11 protein-coding genes are annotated in these 19819 nt (G+C 49.8%); 3 read left to right on the top strand and 8 right to left on the bottom strand.

What is annotated here, in order from left to right:
* Window positions 1-15: 15 nt before the first annotated feature.
* From COW20_06870 to COW20_06860, 3 genes are read left to right on the top strand one after another with little or no spacing between them, the layout of a single operon-like run.
* Entirely contained in the window at window positions 16-1275 is a 1260-nt protein-coding gene (locus COW20_06870) for a hypothetical protein (protein PIW48840.1), read from the top strand.
* 60 nt (window positions 1276-1335) lie between these two features.
* Window positions 1336-2529, top strand: coding sequence for a hypothetical protein (locus COW20_06865; protein PIW48839.1), 1194 nt, complete (start codon window positions 1336-1338; stop codon window positions 2527-2529).
* Window positions 2526-4289, top strand: coding sequence for a hypothetical protein (locus tag COW20_06860; protein ID PIW48838.1), 1764 nt, complete (start codon window positions 2526-2528; stop codon window positions 4287-4289). The genes COW20_06865 and COW20_06860 overlap by 4 nt, the downstream gene beginning before the upstream one ends.
* A gap of 112 nt (window positions 4290-4401) precedes the next feature.
* On the opposite strand, the gene COW20_06855 is transcribed toward COW20_06860, so the two are convergent.
* The 8 genes from COW20_06855 to COW20_06820 form a co-directional block, all read right to left on the bottom strand.
* Window positions 4402-4974, bottom strand: coding sequence for a hypothetical protein (locus COW20_06855; GenBank protein ID PIW48837.1), 573 nt, complete (start codon window positions 4972-4974; stop codon window positions 4402-4404).
* A gap of 45 nt (window positions 4975-5019) precedes the next feature.
* Window positions 5020-6285 carry a hypothetical protein gene (locus tag COW20_06850; protein ID PIW48836.1) on the bottom strand — a complete coding sequence of 422 codons (1266 nt, stop codon included), beginning with the start codon at window positions 6283-6285 and terminating at the stop codon, window positions 5020-5022.
* A complete protein-coding gene (locus COW20_06845; protein ID PIW48835.1) occupies window positions 6285-7112 on the bottom strand; it encodes a macrocin O-methyltransferase in 828 nt (275 codons plus the stop codon). The genes COW20_06850 and COW20_06845 overlap by 1 nt, the downstream gene beginning before the upstream one ends.
* A gap of 62 nt (window positions 7113-7174) precedes the next feature.
* Entirely contained in the window at window positions 7175-9868 is a 2694-nt protein-coding gene (locus COW20_06840) for a hypothetical protein (protein PIW48834.1), read from the bottom strand.
* Between the two features lie 16 nt (window positions 9869-9884).
* Entirely contained in the window at window positions 9885-11156 is a 1272-nt protein-coding gene (locus COW20_06835; protein ID PIW48833.1) for a hypothetical protein, read from the bottom strand.
* A gap of 259 nt (window positions 11157-11415) precedes the next feature.
* Window positions 11416-14979, bottom strand: a complete 3564-nt coding sequence (locus COW20_06830) for a hypothetical protein (GenBank protein PIW48832.1) — start codon at window positions 14977-14979, stop codon at window positions 11416-11418.
* Complete coding sequence (locus COW20_06825; GenBank protein ID PIW48831.1) at window positions 14976-16688, bottom strand: hypothetical protein; 1713 nt, start codon at window positions 16686-16688, stop codon at window positions 14976-14978. The genes COW20_06830 and COW20_06825 overlap by 4 nt, the downstream gene beginning before the upstream one ends.
* Window positions 16685-19726: a hypothetical protein gene (locus tag COW20_06820; GenBank protein PIW48830.1), complete on the bottom strand. Its 3042-nt coding sequence runs from the start codon at window positions 19724-19726 to the stop codon at window positions 16685-16687. The genes COW20_06825 and COW20_06820 overlap by 4 nt, the downstream gene beginning before the upstream one ends.
* Window positions 19727-19819 lie beyond the last annotated feature (93 nt).

Here is a 19819-nt window from a genome sequence, read left to right as displayed (position 1 = left end):
AGGAGAAATCAAAAAATGTTTAAATCCTCAGCTTTTTCACTGGCTTTGATTGTGAGTGCTTCGCTCGGCCTTTCCGCCTGTAGTGCAGGCCAAATTAACGGGCTTCTGCCTCAACCTTCTGCGACGGCTTCACCTGTGGCGAATCCAAGCCAGGGTGTTTTTGCCAATGCGCTTTCCCGTAGACTTTTGCCCTTGAATACCACCAACCAGAGTACGGGTACGAATGACAGTGCTGCGACTGCACCCGCTGCCAATCCAGCTCCTCAGGCGGGAGCCCCTGTCGCAGCACCTACGGTGGGACAGGCCGCTTCAGGCGAATCCAAATTGGCACCAGATATTGCCACAGGTGCTTCTTCGCGCATGATCGCCCCCTGGTTTGGGGGGGGAGAATTCAATCAATATGTGATTCAATTTGCTGAAGAGAGTGTTTTCTCTGCTTCTCAGGCCGCGACTTTGTTGAAGGCCTATGAAGAGACGGTGAAGCCCATTCTCGCACAATGGGATTCCAGCGCCCGCTTGATTGAAAGCCGAGCCAATATTGGGGTGGATGGAAACTCCAATTTTGTGGAGTATCTGAGCTTGCCAGGGCAGGATGGCAAAGTAGAGCAGATTCAGCCCGCTTATTTTTTCCGTTTTGCCTCTACTCCCCGCAAGGAAACCCTGAATATCTATCTCTTGAAGCAAGAAACGCGTGTACACCGCATGGTCTGGGGAGAACCTGTGATCGATATCAGCCAGGTGAAAATCGACAGCTCCCAAGCCCAGGAAATTGCCAGCAAAGCTTTTTCCAACCCTGATAGCAGTGGCGCTTATCCGGTTTACCCCGAGACTGTACGGGATCCGAACCAAAAGGTCATTGCCGAGATTCCTGCGACTGCACAGTGGCAGATTCAATTGAATCAGCAGGGGCAATCCCAAAACCGTTATTTTGTCAGTGTCGGTTTTGATGTGGTGACTCCTGTGGTGCAAGCCAGTGCCAAACCCCAGCTTGATCCAGCGACAACCGATGCCAATATGCGCTGCTATCCCGAAGAAATGCCCCGCTATCCTGAAAAAATGCAGGTTTGGGGTTCTGCCGAAATCGATGCCCAGACAGGAGCGATCAAACAATTGAACCGTCCCGTTCTCTATCTGCCCATGTACGATGTGCCAGCCGTTCGCTGTGTTGCCCCGTCTGTGCCTCCTGAAGAGCTGAAACCCCAACCTGTAGCGTCTCCCAGTGGCTCAGAGGTGACAACGCAACCTGCTCCTGCCGTAACAGCTGTGCCGCAATAATGGGGGGGCTGGCCATATTTTTAAGAAAAGGAGGTATTTCTGGTGCCAAAAAGGAAACAAATGGATGTCATTCAGAGTCCTTTTAGCAGACGTCTGTCTGCTCTGAGAAAAGAAAAAGGTCTGAATATGGAGAATCTGGCGAAATCTATTGCCGTTTCAAAGTCTTATATTTCTTTGCTGGAGGCTGGAGAGCGCCAACCTTCACGCGAGGTGGTGCTTAAACTGGCGGAAATCCTCTTTCCTGAGGGCAATCACAATGGCCGGGATGAACTCTTGATTTTGGCGGGTTTCGCGCCCTTGAACAGTGATGCTGTCGCGGCGTATCGCGATGCCATTTCGACCTATGAGCAGAGCTTGAGCCAGGCGCCACAGAACTTCAAAACCTATCTGCGCCTGGTGATTGCCCTGATCAAAGCCGGTCGGACCCAGCAGGCCCAAGAGCGGATTCAGCAGGGCTTGCAGCTTTTTCAGGAAGGCGTGCAGTTACAAGCTTTGCTTTCCAGTTTGGAACTCAGCCGGGGCAATTATCAAGGGGCTTTGCTCAATCAAGAAACAGCCTTGCGCAGTTATGAAATGCACCCAGCCCCTGAAACCCTCGATATTCAGCCCGCCGATTTGCATTTTAATTTGGGAGCTGTGTATTTTTTACGTGGATATGCGGCATTGGCGCGTTTTCTGGAGGCCGGTCAAGCACAGGAACGTAGCGATGCCCTCGCCGATTTTGCCCGTGCGGCAGAAAAATTCAAGCTGGGGCTTGAATTAGCACCCGATGACGTGTTTATGCGCGATGAACAGGCCCGACTCTGTTTTAATCAGGCTTTTCTGATGCCGCCTGCTGAGGCTGAGCCTTACTGGGAGCAGACCATTCAGAACTTTAAACGGGTTTTGACCTCTCCCCATAAGCAGGAATTGGGGCAACAGACCCTGATGGAAAGTGGGGCTTTTCTGGCCCATGCCTATACCAAAAGTGGGCGTTTCGAAGAGGCTGAACTGACCCTGGGGCTGCTTGACAGTTTTAATCCGGGGTATTGGCTTGTTTATTATATTCAGGCCTGTTTTTTCAGTCTGTACTATGCCGTTAAAAAAGATAAAAACCTGCTGGATCGTGGCTTGGAGGCTTTAAAAAAGGCCTTCAGTTGCGATTCTGGAAGTGCACAGGCCCGGCAGGAAGCGCTTCACGACCCAGATCTTCACCCTTTACGCGCGGCCCGTTCACGCGAGTTTGCCAGAATACTCAATCAAGGAGACGCATGATGAAAAAGCAGAATTATTTGGTCTTGGCTTTGATAGCCCTGTCTTTGGGGGTGAGCGGCTGTCAGTCCATGATTCCTGGCACGCAATCTGCTACTGCCAATCTGGGCGGATTGTCTGCAGGGATTACCCCGGCTCCCAAGGGGCAAAAAAATCCTTTGTCTCCCATTGATAATGCGCCTTTGAATCTTGGCGCTGGGACCAGTTACAGCACGCCCAGTCTGGATCGCGCAGCAGCTGAAAAATCGACGGCCTCTCCTGTTTTGACGGCTCCTGCGGCAGCTCCTGTGGCCGGCATGCCTGCTACAGATCAATCCAATAATATGGTCATGCCTGAACCCCAGCCCACAGCGGAGCCGACCTCGGCTCCCAGTGCTGTGCCCACGGCCGTACCCAGTGCAGATCCTTCTGTCCTGCCCTCGGCTTCTCCCCAGGCAGAGGCCACGGATTATTTCTATTTTTCCTACGATGATTCTGCCAGTACGGCAGGGGTTGAATTGACCAAATATGCGCTCAATCATGGTTTTGCTCCCAATGCTTCCTGGGCCCGGCCCTGGGAGTTTTTAAATTACGAGCATTTTGCTCGCCAGGGGCAGGAATCGACAGGTGTTTTCCAGGTTTCAATGGGGCTTTGGCAACATGGGGCGACGGCGGGTCAGGAAATGGGCAACCGCTATGATTTGGGCGTGCATGTTTCAGCTCCCACCCTTTCAGCCAGTGAGCGTCAAAACCTGGCCTTAACGTTGGTGGTAGATGTTTCAGGCTCAATGAATGAGCAAACACCCGTGGTGGAAGAGGGCGGCGCTGCTCCCAGCCGTTTGGAGGTAGCCAAAGCGGGGCTTGAAGCTTTGGTTCAAAGTCTCAAGCCCGGCGATACAATCAATCTTGTCACCTTTTCGACCAGCGCGGTCGTTGCTCTTGAGAATTTTGACTATCAGGGCGATGCCTCTAAATTTCTGAGCGTGGTACGCAGTTTGCAGACCCAGGGAGGAACCAACCTCAATGCAGGCATTACCACGGCCTATCAATTGGCCCAGAAATCCTTTGTGCCCGGTAAACTCAACCGCGTGCTGATGCTGACGGATGCCTATGCCAATATCGGGGAAGTAGACCCCAGTGTGCTCTCAAAGCAGACCCGGATCAACAATTCTGAAGGGATTTATTTTTCGGGTTTGGGCCTGGGGCAGGATTTCAATGAAGCCTTTATGAACCAATTGACCGAAGCTGGCCGGGGTGCTTATTTCTCGGTGATTACCCGCAAAGATGCTGAGCGGGCCTTTCAGGAGCGTTTTATGGCACTGATGACGGTGGCCGCCCGTGATGTTCAGTTCCGTCTGGATTATCCTGCTGCGCTGAAACATACCCAGTCTGCTGCTGAAGAGTCTTCTCAGGATCAGAGCAAGGTTCAGCCCACCAATTTCTCTTACAATACCTCACAGTATTTCTGGGAACGCTTCAGTGCCGAAGACGCGGCTACCCTGCTCGATCAAAAGATGAAACTCACGATTCTCTATACCGATCCCCAAAGTGGTGAGAAAAAGCAGGAAATCTATTCACGTACCCTGCGTGAGATTTTGGGTAAGGATCTCAATAATATCAAGGATGCGCGTATGATTACGCTTTTGACTTCTTTGATGAAAAAAGAGATCAAAGCAGATGAAGCCAAACAGGAATTGGCAGGAGAACTGGGAGATCATGCCAGTGCTTTGGCTACAGAATATCGCAAATTGATCGAGGCATGGTTCAAGTTGAATACGCCTTAAACGGTTTGAAATGCTTAAATCCCCCAAGGTTTATAACTTGGGGGATTTTCTTTGTAAACCAGCTTGCTCTTGTCGCTGCTTGGATCAGCCCGTGTTTTTTCAGGTTGAGAGCTTAGCGGCCGATATTGCGAAAGAGGTGCTGCATGGCGAGCATTTCATTGCCCTGCTGCACAAACTGCTGAAGGGCTGGAAAATGTTGCAGCGCTTGCAGCAGCTCCATGGAGATCAGTTCTCCCTGCTCCGTAAAGCTGGCAACAATCCCAGGAATGACTTCGCGTTTGGTCATCATGGGTTCGCCAGGAAAAGGAGGGCGAAACTCGGTCGTCAGCACATTGCTGATGGCATCAAAACTGAGGCGGGGTTTGTAATCTTCGGCTTTGGAGCTGGGGGTGTCTTCCTGGCTGAGTCGCAGCGTGCCTTCGATCGCCAGTAAGATTTCCTGGGGGATATCCTTGGCATGGCTTAAAACTTCCTTGACCAGTTCACTGATAAAGTTTTTCAGTTCCGGTTGGTGACGTGAGGCATCGCGAATTTCAATCCTGTCTAAATTGCCACGTTCATCCCACCCCATGCGTACACCGGGCATGACCTCTTTGGTGCTTTTGCCAGCTTTGCCAGGTTTGTTCCGTGGGGGTTGGAACTGGATACCCAGCAAGTCGGTGCGGGAATCATAAAAAAACTTCATGCGCTACGTCCTTTTGTCTTGGCGGTGGGAAACAGGATTGCTCCTCTATTTTACCAGTTTTTTGAACTCTGGCAGTTTGCGCAGGAAGATCAAGGCCGGTTCATTTCGAGCGGCAACTTTCAGGTCTGGGTTATAGCGAATGGCTTCAGCTAAAGCTGCTAAAGCGGCTTTTGCATCCTTTTTCTGGGCGTAAAGACTGGCCAGCAGATAGTGCGTTGAGGCGTCTTCGGGTGCCAGTTTGACGACTTCACTGAAATCAGCAATGGCAGGGTCCAGCTGATTTTGCCAATAATAGCAGTCTCCGCGATAATAAAGTGCGTCTGCATCCTTGGGATTGTCTTGAATCACCCGGCTGAAATCACGCAGGGCATTGCTGAAGTCTTTTTTATTGTAATAGGTCAAGCCCCGGTTATAGTAGGCGTTGATATAGTCAGGGTTGATTTGCAGTGCTTTGTTAAAATCAGCCAAAGCCTTGTCATAGTCTTTGCGCACGTCATTATAGATATAGCCCCGGTTATGGTAGGCCTCAACATAATTGGGATTGCGCTCAATTGCCTGGGTATAATATCCCAGCGCTTTTTCAAAGTTTTTACGGGTGGAATAGATCAAGCCCAGATTATAATAGGCAAGCGCATAGTCAGGAGCCAGTTTGACAGCTTTTTCAAAATCGTTCAGCGCTTTGTCGTATTGTTTGAGGTCGAGATAGCTGATGCCTCGGTTGTTATAGGCATCTACATAGTCTGCTTGAAATTGTAGGGTTTTGCTATAGTCGGCAACGGCTTTTTCATGTTCCCCCAGCCGGTCGTAGGCCAAGCCCCGGTTATACCAGGCCCGGGTATAGAGGGGGTTCAAGCGAATCGCTTCACTGAAATCGACAACTGCTTTTTCGTATTGGTTGAGCAGGTCATTGTAGATATACCCACGGTTATTATAGGCGTCTACCATGAGAGGACGGGCTTGTAGTTCAATGACTTTTGAAAAATCAGCCAAAGCCTGTTCGGGGGCTTTTTTTACCAGATAGGCATTGCCCCGCTCATAAAAGGCTTCTGCATAGCTGGGATAGCTGCGCAGAGCTTTGGTAAAAAGCTCTATGGCTTGATCCGCTTTTTTTTCTTTCAAGGCAGTCAGGCCCTGCTCATAAAACTTAAAGGCCCTTGCGGATTGTGAATAAAGACGGCCATCTGGGCGGTGTTTTTCACGTGTGGCGGTAAATTCAGTCACACGATCCGCAGCCTGAGCTGGCGGGTTGAGCCAGAGGCCACTGAGAAGAAGTCCGAGTGATAAAATCTGCATTTTTTTCATAGTATTCATTATAGATCAGCCTTTTCCAGGAGCAAGGGCTCCGTAAGATTCTCTTTCTTTTTTTGCCAGTAAACAGCAGCCGGGTCAATTCTGTGGATGGGTTCTTTGATCTGATGGGTCTGTCGATAGTCCAAAACAGCCTGCCGACACTCTTCAAAGATATGGTAATCATCAATAATAATAAACCCCCCCGGACTTAAGCGTGGGTAAAGGTGGGTCAGTATTTCCTGGGTGGGGTTATAAAAATCAGCATCCAGCCGGAGGACTGCCAATTTCTCGACAGGCGCCTCTGGCAAGGTCTCATGAAAATAGCCGGGTAGAAAACAGACCTGATCATCGAGCAGATCATAGGCCTTGAAATGGGCTTTAACTTTTTCCTGGGAAATGCTGTTTTGGTTTGTGCTGGTGGGGTCGAGCCCTGAAGTTTTCAAATCCTCAGGTAAAAAACCGGCAAAGGAATCGGCGACCCAGACCTTGCGGTTGTTGATGCCATAGGCTTTTAATAGGGCACGCATCAGGATACAGGCCCCGCCTTTCCAAACGCCAGCTTCCAGCAGATCACCCGGAATATTCTGTTTCAGTGCTTCTTCAACGCAATATTGAAGATTATTTAGGCGTTTCATACCAATCATGGTATGGGCCTGACGTGGAAAAATCAGCCCATTGTATTTATACTCGGCCATGGTTTGCAAGGTGTATTTGCGTCCTGTGCGAGGGTCGGCCCAGGTCAAGGGGGGGGGCTTTTCAGACCCTGTTGCGTCGAGATCATAGATAAAATCACCTAGCACTTTCTTGAGCAGCTCAAGATAGAGTTGGCGAAGATGGGATTCTTGCATAAATTCAGCATACAGCCAGACATGATTTCTGGCTGTATGCTAGCACACAAGCGCTTTGGGTGCTAATTGACTGAGCCTGAGATCGGGCCTGCCGTGGCGAGTGTTGTGCCGCTGGCGTTCAGGATTTTAGCGTAAACATCATAATTGGCACGGGTATTGGTGCTGCCCCAGGTCGCATCCCAGATGTTTCCACTGGTATTGGTGGCGGTGCGGGTAGAAATCACCGTACCTGTAGAATCCTGGATTTCAAACTTGACCGAGCCACCGCTGGGAACCCCCGTTGCAGTAGCACTGAGACTCAGGCTGCCGCCTTTACTGTTGCGGACAATACTCCAGCCAGAGCTGGGGGCCGTGATAGAGATTGAAGGGGCCACCACGGTCACACTGGCTGGGCTGGAACTCAGGAGTAAATTGCCATTTAGATCCTTGGCCTGGGCGATTACAGTATAACTGCCGGCTGTTGCAGCGGTCCAAGAGGCGGTAAAACTGCCATCCATCTGCTTTGTACCGGTAGCCAGTGTATTGCCACTGCCATCGACAAAGAGCACGCTCATGCCGCTGAGTACTTTATCTGGGGTGGCTTTCAAAGCGATACTGTCGCCGGTTGTGAAGCTGCCCGAACTGGGGCTGTTGAGCACCAGGGAGGTGGGTGGAGCAGGGGGCTGGGTACTGGTCAGTGACATTTCCAGACGATCCCAGAGCAGAGAGCCGGTTTCGCTGGCACCCAGGCTGAGAATCGGTACGATCTTGGCATAGGTGGCCCCACTGGGAATGCTGCCCCGATCAATTTGCAGCCAGCGCCATTGCTTGGCGGTGACTTTGGTGGCATTGAGGCTGCCAAGCTTTTGGTCTGCGGCATTGAAGAAATCGATCAGCAGGGAGGCTTCACTGGCTGCGTCAGTAAAGGTGCTGGCGGTGAAAAGCTTGGCGCTGATGCTGTCAGTACTGGTATACGTGGGTAAATTTACCCGTTTAACCAGCCCTCCATAACCCGAAGCCGCATTGGGGTTTGCGGCTGTAACAGCCAAATCTCCGGGTGTGGTCGGCCAATTGGCGACTGTATACAGATCATAAGCGCCAAATTGCTCGTCCATGCCGGCAGGGAAATTGGTGCCATAGGTGGCGTGGGTGGTGCTGGTATCAAAGGGCTCGTTTAAGAGCGTGGTTTGGGTATAGTAGTTCTGGGGGATAAATTCCAGAGAGGCCTTTTCAAAGGTGACGGATGAGGTTTCATTTTCACCCAGATACGCCATGCCAATCACGGTGGCTTCGGTTGCACAGGAGGGGATGACGGCTTCAACATACAATTCGCCACCACTGGCTTTATCGCCACGAATGGTACTGCTTACGGCCACGGTTTCAGAGGGGTCGTCGAAGGTAATCATCAGGGTGGTATCACTGGCCTGATCTGAAAAGGTGGGGGCCACTTTCAGTTTGGCGATCAGTTTATCACCGGCTTTGTATTTGAGCGGAACCTTACGCGAAATGGCGGTTTCCAACATATTGGGGCGGGGGTCGCCAGGGGTGCTGGCATATTCACCTGGAATATTTCTCAGACTGGTCGCCTGGCCTGGGCCTGGGTTCCAGGGCAGAACGCCTTTGCCCGTGGGGTAATAATCGGTATTCCACTGTAACCAGCCACTGCTGGTATCGGGATTGGTTTCTCCCGCCAGATTGGCAAAATTGGCGGGCATGGTGGAAAAATCATCGTTGAAAAGCAGGGTGGGGTAGTCAGGTCGGCCTGCTGTCATGACGGGGCAAGCGTTAACCACTGCAGAGCTTAAATCCACAGCATTTGTAACGCCACTCAATACGGTTCGTTCTACCGCGGCAGGGCTGGTGGTGTAATTGGTTATTTCATAGATTTTAGAATCCAGACTGGTCACCAGCAAACGGTCATCGGCAGTAAAACCCATGCCTGAAATATTGCCGCTCATATTCGTAAAATTGCCAATTTGGGTACTGGTTTTGGCCGTCGGATCGATTAAATAAATGATTTTATTGATCGCCATATAAATCTTACCGGCCGCATTGACGGCCAAGTCTCCACCCGTGCCGGTCTGTACACCTTCTGCGGCTGTCATGACTGACATGATCTGTGCGTTGCTGGTATCGACCACAAACAGACCTTGATTATTCGCCAGATAGAGTTCTCCACTGGGGGCAAAACCCAGGCGATAGAGGGTATTGCCACTGGCAACCGGCAAATCACCGACTGCGGTATGGGTATTGGTGGTTCGATTCCATTTGTACAAGGTATAGGGAGCAGTATCCTTCATATAAAAGACATCGTTGCTGATCGGATCACGGGCCAAACCGTACATATTGTTGACCAGACCTGTGGTGAGTGCCGTAATCGCATAGGTGCTGGGGTCGATTTCATAGAGCTGATTATTGCTCAGGGCAGCGTACATACGGGGGGTTAGGTCGCGCTTGGCCTGAATACTGAAGTCTTGTTTCAGATTCTGCACTGAAAATTGGCTGCCTGCTCCCAAGCGCAAGCTCTCTAAAAAAGCCGGGGTTTGCATATATTGGCGGGCCAGTTTGACCATGTCCTGATTGCGGGGGGAGAGCCCAAAACGGTTGATCTCAGAAGAGACGGGGACGCTCAGGGCTGCGGGTTGTGAGAGTGTCGGGGCCTGGGGGGAAATACCTGAAGAGATCTGATTGGAACAGGCAGAGATTGCAAGAATAAGTGCAACAGCGAAACCTTGAGTCCAAACCTGGGGCCTCATCTTTTTTTCTAGCTTTTTCATAAATTTAATCCTTTCATTAACCCGCCAGCGGAAAATCTGGCGATGCCTTTGCTTGTGCTTTGGCGTGAGGTAATACTTTCTGCATGAGAGCAGGGGCAAAACCATGGGGTGCATGGCTTACCGAGAGCAAAAGATTCAGATAGCGACGGGCAATATTTTCTGCCGAATTGACTTTGGCGATATTGAGGTTATGGCGTCCCATTTTCGCGAGGTCAAGTTTATTGAGAATAACAGCTTCAAAGACTTTTTCAAAATTTGCGATGTCTTGGTGATGGTAAAAGATCAGTTCTGCGCCCTCATGTTCTGCGACCAGGCGAAAATCTCCAAAATCAGGTGCAATCACAGGTTTCCCCTGAGAGAGAGCGAGATGCAAGGGGCCTGAACTACCTGCTGTTGCTTCATAACTTAAAATCAAGGCTTTGGTATTGCGAATCAGACCAGGCAAGGCCTCATCTTCAATCCAGCCCAGAAAGCGTACGTTTTTCAAATGGCTGTAACGGGCCTGAACAGCTTCGAGATAGCCAGGGGTATTGGGGTGATCGGTTCCCCCGATCACAAGTTCGATCTGGGGATGCTTTTGACTGAGTTTTTCAAAGCTATCGAGTAAAAACTCCAGGCGCTTGTAAGTTCCGAATTTGCCAAAGGTCAAGAAGGTGTTGCGTTTTTGTACCAGGGGCACGCGTGCTGGTTTGACATAGGAGCCCAAGGGCATGATTTCGACATTTTTAGCGCCATAGCGGGTTTCAAGAATATCCTTATAGCGTTCAAGGGTCACGACCAGGCGATGAGATTGCAAGAGCAGACGGGTCGCCACAGCACCACCTGTCTGAATCAGCCAGCGATCCAGGGGGTTGCGGGCAAAATAGGGCTGATCCAAGGCCATGGCATCGGGAAGATTGTGCAACAAGGTTACGACCTTAAAGCCCATTAAACGCGCCAGGAAGGGAATCATCAGGCCCAGCATGGCGGGGATTTTTTTTCCTCCGAAGGAAGCGAATTGGAGATTGAATAAAACCACTTCAGGTTTGATGGCCCAAAGCTTGCGCAGAACAACCAAGGGGTTTTTCCAATCGTTAAAACGCCAACAACGATCCACTTTTAAACGGGGGTGGTGCATTTCAGACTGTACAGGACCAGACTCTTGCAAATCAGCCAGCACAGTCAATTGAAGACCGTCAGAGGAGCTTAATAAGCCTTCGACAAGAAAGCGGCCATATTCACTCAGTGAGGTATTGACCGGAGGCAGAGTGCTGACTAAAACCGTGTGAAGTCCATCTGACGCTTTCATTTTTTCTCCTTCAGAACAAATCGAGAAGGATTCAGTTCTGGGTTTCTATTTTTACAAAACAATCAAGAAATTATTTTGTCACAATAGAGGTATTTACTTCTAAATTTAATCCTAACATTTATAAAACTGAGAGATCTATGGTCTGAAAGCAAGATCTGATCAGGTTTTACACCATTTTTACAATTGAGTCTTTGCGTCTAAATAAATGTTATCTAAACGTCATATTCGCAAGACATTTTGTTGACATTCTTATAAAAAATTAATTTGAAATTCTTGCTCGGCTGTTTCTTTGCAGCGTTGGATGTTGGGCGGGCTCAATCAAGCGGCGGGCTTTTTCCAATTCTTGAATTGCGCCAGCAGTATCTCCTGTTTTTTCAAGGCAGCGGGCTGCGGCACGGTGTAGAAACAAAGCGTTTCCCTTGCCTGTTTTGAGCCCCGCCAAGGCCAGATTCAGACTCCATTCGTAAGCCTGGGTTTGAATGCCCAGCTCAATCAGGCTTTGCAGGGCCTGAGAGTCTTGAAGGCATTGCTTTTCAAGCTCTGCTTTTTCGGCAACTGGGAGCAGATTCAACTGCTGAAGGGCATTGAGATAATTGCGCAGATGTTCTTTGTTTTGAGGGAATTTTTTGCGTAAATCTGAATACAGCTTGCGGGCTTGAATGGTCTGTCCCGATTTCAAATAGGCATAAGCCAGGGCTTGCTGAAGACTTGGGCTGTGATCTCCATGCTGATAAAGGCTTGCAAAATGGCTGCTGGCCAGTTGAAAATTTCCCAGGTTCAGGCTGAGGAAGGCCAATTCTCTGCGGGCATTTTTGTCCCGTGGTGCTTGCTTGAGATAGGCGGTATAGTACTTTTCTGCGGTTTTCAGACGCCCTGTCTGACGCGCGAGATAGGCCAGGGTGCGTGTGAGTTTAAAAGCATTCCTTGGGCTTGGCCTGACCTGCAAAAGTGCTTGATAGGCCTGTTCATAGGCCTGGCTACTGAGAGCCAGTTCTCCTGCGATATACCAGGAATTGGAATTTCCGGTTAGGCGTGCATGGCGAAGATAGTGTTGCAGAGCCTCTTGGGTTTTTCCCTGCTGTTTGAAGATCGCTGCGCTGCTGGCCCATTCCTTGACACAGGTTTGGGGGCAAATTTTTAGAATTTTTTGAAATATCTGCAGTGCAGCGCTGAGTTGAGCTTTTTCCAAGAGCAGATAACCCAATTCGCGTTCAACTTCAAGATTGTTCAGATGGCTTAGGTAGGTGCGGTAAGCCGTGATAGCGGCTTCAGTTTGCTGCAGACGTTTGTGTAAAAAGCCTTTTTCTTTCCAAAGCTGATAGGCCAGAGGTTCTTGTTTTAGTAAGCTGTTCAGCCATTTCAGGGCTTCATTTGCAGAGCCATGGTCTCGCTCTAAATAGAAGAGTTGACGATTGACTTCCAAACTGGGTTGTTTTTTCCAAATACTCTTTAAAAGTACCAGTGCTTCTGGATAGGCTCCCTGTATTTCGAGCAGGTGGGCTTTTAAAAGTGAGAGTTTGAGATGAAAGGGTAAATTATTTTCAAATTCTGAAATAAATTGAAGTGATTTTTTTGCCTGGCCTGCATTTAAAAAAGCATCTGCAATTTTATAAAGCCGTTCGGCTTGATTGTTTTTTAAATCTGTATCCAGCAAAAGCAAGCGAGCGAGAGGCTCTGCCTGCTGGGGTGTTTGGGTTTGCAGTTCCAGTTCAAACCTTGCCCAGAGAACCTGTTCGCGTTGTTTGGCATTCAGGGTCTGCTTGAAGCGTTCCCAGAGTCTGAAGTATTTCTCGCGGGCAGCCTCAGGTTGGCCGAGGCTGGCATAACGAAAGGCCTCATCCATATTTAAGACCGGATCCGTGATGGCTTGGAAATGGCCTTCTAGAAAAAAATGTTCTGGGGGCTTTGCATAGGGCCAAGGCAGAGAAATACTTCTTTTTTCAAGCGGTAAGAGGGCACGTTCGAGTAAAAAATAACCGTTTTCCTGTGTTCGGCTGGTTTGAAGCGTATAGGTAATCACAGGAAAAAGTGCTCTTTCGACATGGGGATTCCAAACCTCAAGCAGGAGACTGTCGGCATTTTGTTGGCGATAACGGAGCTTTAAATGCAGGGGGGGCTCATTGGCCTTGAGCAAGCTGGAAGGGTAATCGTGTGCTTCAATCCAGCTTTCAGGGCTGGGTTGTGTCACTTCTGGGATATAGCCCTCAGCTGTTTCTCCAGGAGCAAGATAGCGCAAAGAAAGAAAGAGGGGGAGCGGGGGCGTTTTGACCAAGAGAGGGTTTTGATTCAGGCGCAGAGCTTGGATATCCACTCTTTGCTTGCTGATATTCTGAATTTGATAATGCAGCAGGCCCTGACCAGGCTCAGAACGGGAGGGGAGCCAGTGTGTTTTCAATTGGAGTTCAGGCGTTATTTTCTGACGTAAAGGGGGCCCCGTTTCGGCCCTTAAGAATCCAGTTTGGTTTGCTGGTAAACCTTGCGCGGGGTTCAGTTTTTTTAAACGCCATTCACCCTGTTCGGTTTGAAATTCGATGCTCTGTAGAAAAACAGCAGGGCCCAAAGAGGTCATAAATTCCAATTTGACTTGAGCCGTCTGTTCTTGGGCATTGCGCGCGTTCAAACTTAAAATCTGGAGTCTTTCTAAATGCGCAAAATGAGAGTTGAGAATACTTTCTTCTGTGCGATAGCGGGCATAGCCATCGGGAAAGCGTTTCAATCGCTCTGTAAAGAGCGCCATGATTTTTGTGGGGGTGCGATCGTTATAATAAATTTCGAAGAAATAGTGAATCCAGTCTTTGGGTTTTTGTGGCGTTGTTGAAGATGTTTTGATTTCCGATGCATCTGTTAAAACAGTTTCAAGTACTTTTTCGTTAATATCCAGGGTATGTACCTGAAAATAGATCTGACTGAGCAGAAAGCTGCTGCGCTCGCTGTGATCTTTACGTAAAATGCCAGGATAAAGCCGTCCTGTTTCCGTTTGCTGGTCATGGGCATGTACCGCTGGATAGACCAAATCATAGGTTTTGCTGAAGTAAAAACTGTAGCGGTAATGCCAGGCTTGATCGTACTCCACTGAATTTACGGGCATGCTTGGAATTTCTAGTTGAACGCTGGAATCCTTCAAGCGTTCCTTGAGACGTTTTAAACTGGCGCTCAGTTGATTTGGGCCCAGAGCACTTCTAAACAGATAGAGATCGGGTTTGAGATCGGGGTGGGGGGCTTCTACAGGTTTTTCGAGCACCTGTCCAATGAAGGGGCGTTGTGTGGCGGGCCAAAGTTTTTTAACGGTTTGGTAGGCGTTGTGGAGCCAAGCGTGAGCCACAGGGCTTTTTTCCAGGGGTTTAAAGTGCAAGGCCAGAATTTCAGCGCGATTCCAACCCAAGCCTTTGAGCGTTTTGAGCCAGTGGTTCAACTGTTCAGGTTTTTCTTTGGGGCTTTGAACCAGGGTGAGTTCAAGTCGAAAACCAAATCTTTGGCAAAGTTTTTGCGTGGCTTGAAGTGCCTGCCAGCGCGTTTCTGAACTTGAGATTTGCAGACGCAGCGAGGTGGCCTTCAAGAGGTGTTTCAAACGCGGCAAATCATTCTGAAGGGGTGCAAGCTGAAAGTCAAAGAAACGATCTGCCGCCGGATAAATGACGGGTCGCCCATTGTATTTCCAGCTGTTCCCCTGTTTTATTTCGCCAGGGTCCTGAACCAATAAGACGGGGTTTTCAGGGGGGGGAGCAACTTGGAGGGGGGAGCCCAAATGCAAAAGAAAAATCAGCAGCAGGCCGATCAGTACGATACCCCCTGCGATCAATCCCTGGCGTTTGGAGATATTCATCCTTCAAACATTTCCTTGGGCTTGTGTAAAACCAACAAAAAAATGAAAGCGCTGATGGGCATTAAACCCCAAAGTAATCGTAGGGTCAGGGGGGCCGGTTTGAGCTCTGAAGTCGGCTGAGGGGAGATGGGGTGTGCAGGTGTCCAAACCTGAATCCGCCCATCGAGGGTTTCTTTGGGAATCCAGCCTGCGGTTTCCAAAGCCAGATCATAGTAGCGATCCAAAACCAGGAGATAGCGCAGATGGTGTCTTTCGGGGTCGGTCAAAATTTGGGTGAGAACGTTCATGGCGACCGGGCCATAGTATTTGGCTTCGTCGAGCATGCCCATGGCCACTTGGTTCATTTCTGTGACTCGGCGGCCAAAATAATAGGCTCCATCCAGTGTCTGGGCCTTGCTCAGGGTGCTTAAACGTGCAAAATTATGGGCTCCCAGGCCCAGACTGGCAAAACGCGTTGTTTTGACTTCTTCACGTGCTAGAAAAGCCAGGGTTTGCTGAAACTCCTGAGGAGGCACCTGACGCCGCCAGAAAGGGGAAGTCAGATTGATGCTGAACCAGAGAAGATAAATCCCACCCGTTACGACCAGCACCCCACTCACCAAACGCTTTGCGTGCGGAAGCCAGGCCCAGAGTTTGAGCAGTAAACAGGCTGCAAGGGGCGTCATCAGCAAACTGTTCCAGAAACAGAAACGATCAAAGGTCAAAATATAAAACAGACGGCCAGGCAGCCATTGATTGGGGAGAAAGGCCCCGCCCAAACCCAGTAAAAAAAAGATCATAAAAGTAGGTAAAAATTCGAAATATTGCTTTTGGCGTGCAATAGAAGCTAATAAAATTGGAATCAGGATAATAAAAGGCCCGTAAAGCCCATAAAACAAATAATAGTTGGTTTCTGTGAATTGCAGTACGTTGTTGCGACTGCCATGGGGAATCGGCACCTGTTGAAAGGGGTAATGCTGAAGATACCAAAAGAGGGGCAGCATAAAAAATCCACCCAGCAGCGCCAGGCCGAGAATAATGAGAGCCCAGCGTTGCAGGTGTGTTTTGTGTGTGGCCCAGTCATTGTTTTGAAAAGATTTGAGCACAACAGGCAAGGCGAAAAGAGCCAGCCCGAAAAGATTGGAAAAAAGACTGGTGCAGACCAAGGGAATAAACAATAAAAAAGCCCGGCCCAACGCTCCTTTTCGACCCTGCTGGACCCAAGCCCAGGCCCAGGGCAAAAGGTGAAAAAGCAGGGCCAGGCTGAGGGTATTGGGATATTGCCCAAAGAGATGCACGGTCATGGCCACTGAGCCTGAAGCCAGGCTCAAGAGTGCGGCCAGGGCTGAAACTTCTGGATTAAACCAAATCCGTGAATAGCGGTAAATTCCGGTGCAGAGCCCTGCCAAGGTCAGGGTTTGCACCAAACTATAGGCCAATTTCCAGGGCAGCAGAAACCCTGTCAGGGCCAGTAGCTGATGTGCAAAAGGGGGATAAGAGAAAACCGAAAAACCCTCAAACCAACGAAGTTCCAAATCGTTCCACCAGCTTTGCTGCCAATGGCTGCCGAAAAAGAGGTGAATCCAGGCGTCATAGCTGCGATCTGGGCTGCCCAGAAGCAGGACCACGCTGTGCAGCAAGAGCAGAACAAAGCTGAGCAGGATAAACCATTGGGTTTGCCGTGAGAGCTTGAAAAATTTGTGTTTGAGTGCAGAGAGTTTTGTGTTCATCTGAAATTTTGGACTCCTGCTTCAAATAGATAGCTGCCTGCTGCTTGTCCTTCAAACTGAAGATAGCGCACTTGAAAATTGAGAAAAAGGGGTTTTTCGGCTGCCAATGGCAAACGCCAGCTCAACCCCAGGTGGGGTGAGAAATAGGACTGCGGGGCTTGCAGATCGGAGAGGTATTTGAAACCCTCTAAACTGGCTTGAAAAGATAGGTTTTCACTCTGTTTCCAGTTGAGCCGGTGTCGGCTGCCCAGTAAGAGATCCTGGAGCTCTCCCCCTCTGATGGGGCTGATTTCCCATTGGCCTTGGTAGCTCCAGGGGCCCGCTTCAAAATTATTTTGCAGGCTGTTTTGCCATTTCCAGACCGATTGCAGACGCGAAAAACGATCGTAAAAGACATAGTTCTGAGCCCCGGTCTGGGCCGAAAAATTCCATTCAGGCCAAGCTTGCCATGCCAATTTGAGGTTGCCTTCGCCGTTTAAAAAACTGCCGAGTGACAGATCCCGTGTTTCGGGCAACTGGACACGTCCTTGGGCTGTGAGTTGAAAGCCTTCTCCCAGGGTGCTTCCTCCCTGTAGGCCCAGACCCAGGTAGCGTGCACTTGTGCCAGCGTTCTCTACTTGGTTGAGATCCAAGGAGGGTTCGAGAAATTGGTGGGCTTTGTCTTGATACCAATCTCTGCGCAGACGGCTGAAAATCTGGAAGGCTTGACGATCCAAGAGTGTCTGCCCGCGCCGGTAATCAAATTGAGCGCCATTTTGCCAATGCCAGGCCTCCTGATCAGGAGTCGTATCGGCTTCCCAATCATGAACCAGGCTGAGACCCGCCTGCCAATAGGCCTCATAGTTGCCACGCAGAAAAATTTGGTCATTCAAACCTCTGGCTTGAACCTGCCAGCGCTGGTTCTCGGGGCCCATCCAGCCTTGATCGTCAAGGGCTTGGGAGAGTTTTTCGCGGGTCGCTTCTTGTTCTGGGGTCAAGTTTTGAGCTGCTTGGAGACTGCGCCGGGCGGCGAGATTTTTGCCTTGGGCCCGATAGATCAAGGCTTGGCCCAGCCAGGCCTCTGCCGGTGCCTGAGCGCTGTCAGCCAAGACCCTGTGATAGTTTTCCAGGGCCTGCAGGGGGTGACCACCGGCCCGGTAAAAATGAGCAAGATCCAGTCTCAAATGGTTATTTTCTGGGGTTTGTGCCAGGGCTGTTTCCAAGGCCAGACAGGCATTTTTCCAGTTTTCAAGGATTGCGTATTCATAGCCAAGCTCTGCCCACAGTGTTGCTTCTTGGTTTTTCTTCAGCTTATTTGCAGCCAGGTCTAGGCTTTCCGCTCTCTTTTTTTGCCATTCTGGATCACTGCCATGCAATTGTCGCCAGACAAAGGCTTTTTTGAGGATGAGTGCGGGTTCCTGGGTTTGTTTAAACTGAGCATCCTCGAAGAGCTGTGCCGCTTCAGACCAGTTTTCGTATTTTATCAATCCAAACAGCAACTCATGCAGCTGGCTGGCAGTAAGTTTTTGGCGTTTTTCAAAGCTGTTTTTGAAGGCCTCGCTGGCTTTATTCTTTGAACCTGCTTCATCTAAAACCGTGGCTTCCAACAGAGCAAGCTCGGCATCTGCGGGTGCCTGTTTTCTCAGCGCCTGCAAATAGGGCAAGGCACGTTGGGGGAGCTTGAGCTGACGGAATTGGTAAATCAGCGCCAGATAAACCTCGGCTTGATCCTGGGCTGTGCTTTCGGCCCGCGCCATGGCTTCCTGTGCTTTGAGGGAGGTTCCGCTCATGTTCCAGGCCCAGGAAAGATCGATCCAGTTGGCGGTATCGAGCAGATCTTCGGCCCCCTCCTGCTTCAGGATTTGAAAGGCTTGAAGCACCATTTGAAAATTGTCTAATTTGTGGCCTTGATAGATCAGACCTTTGAGCAGTTCGGGTTGTCCGCCAGGGTAACGTTCCAAGGCTTTTTCAAAGGCTGTTTGTGCGAGTCTTGGCCTTTGTGTGTTCAGCAAAAGCTCGCCTGTTTCAAATAAAAAGGCTGCATTGCCAACCTTGGGGTCTTCTGCCAGTTTCAGGGCTTTAAGCAGATCTCCGTGAGAACGCAGCTCTGCGGCCAGGGCGCGGCGCAGTTCTGGGGCTGCCTGTTCGCAGGCTTGAAAGGCCATTTGGTAATGATCACTTTCCTGATTGAGGGCTTGGGCTTCGCTCTCTAAAATGGCAAGCTCCAGATGGATTTCACAATCTTGAGGGCTTGTTTGCATTAACTCCAGATAAATTCTTTTGGCTTGTGGGTTTTGACCTGTTTGCCGGTAGAGATAGGCCAAACTTTTTCGCTCTTGAAAAGCCAAAGAATTTTGCCCCGCCTGGTAGAGCAGCGGGAGTATCTGCTCACTTGGCTGCCCCTGTTGATAACGTGCTTGGGCCAGTTCAAGCCAGAGATTTCCTTGTTTCGGATTCTGAGCCAGACTTTTTTGGATCAGGGTTTCTGCCGTTTTTATTTCGCCACTTTGGGTGAGTCCCCAAATCAGATCTTTGAATGAATAAGTGCTTGGAGGCAAATGGCTCAGTCTGAGAAAATAACGCGCAGCCAGTTTTTTCTGGCCTGCGTCCAGGGCGACTTGACCTGCCTGTAAAAGCGTTTCAGGCTGCTGAGGATTTAAGGACAGAGCCTTGTGATAAAGGCCCTGGGCTTTGGGCCAATCTCTGAGCTTTCGGTATTGAGAGGCCAGGTTGAGCAGCAGATGAAGATCGGGTTTTTGGTTTAAGCAGCGTTCTGCGTTTTGCCAGGCTTTGCGTGCCTCTTGGGGCTGCCCCATTTCAAACTGAAATTGTCCCAATTCGATCCAGGGCAAGGGTGCCTGGGGGTTTAGGCGAATGGCTTCCTGCAAGTGCCAAAGTGCCTGTTGGTTTTGTTTTTCCTGGTGATAGAGGCGAGCAAGATCCAGATGAATATTCAGATGCTGTTGGGTATCTTGAGCAAGCGCCTGGGCTGAAGATGTGGAAGAGTGTATCAGCAGGCTGTAGCAGAAGAGAAAAACCCAATATTTTGAGATTAACATGGTTTCAGAGTTTAAGAATGGCACCCAATAAAGTTGACTTGTCCCTATCATAGCTTGCTACTTGTGTTTAAAGTGGGAATCCCTGTCACGCTT

It is taken from the genome of bacterium (Candidatus Blackallbacteria) CG13_big_fil_rev_8_21_14_2_50_49_14, from assembly GCA_002783405.1.
Taxonomy (GTDB): domain Bacteria; phylum Cyanobacteriota; class Sericytochromatia; order UBA7694; family UBA7694.
The sequence above is the reverse complement of the archived record's forward strand: the minus strand, read 5'-3'. Positions and strand labels throughout refer to the sequence as shown.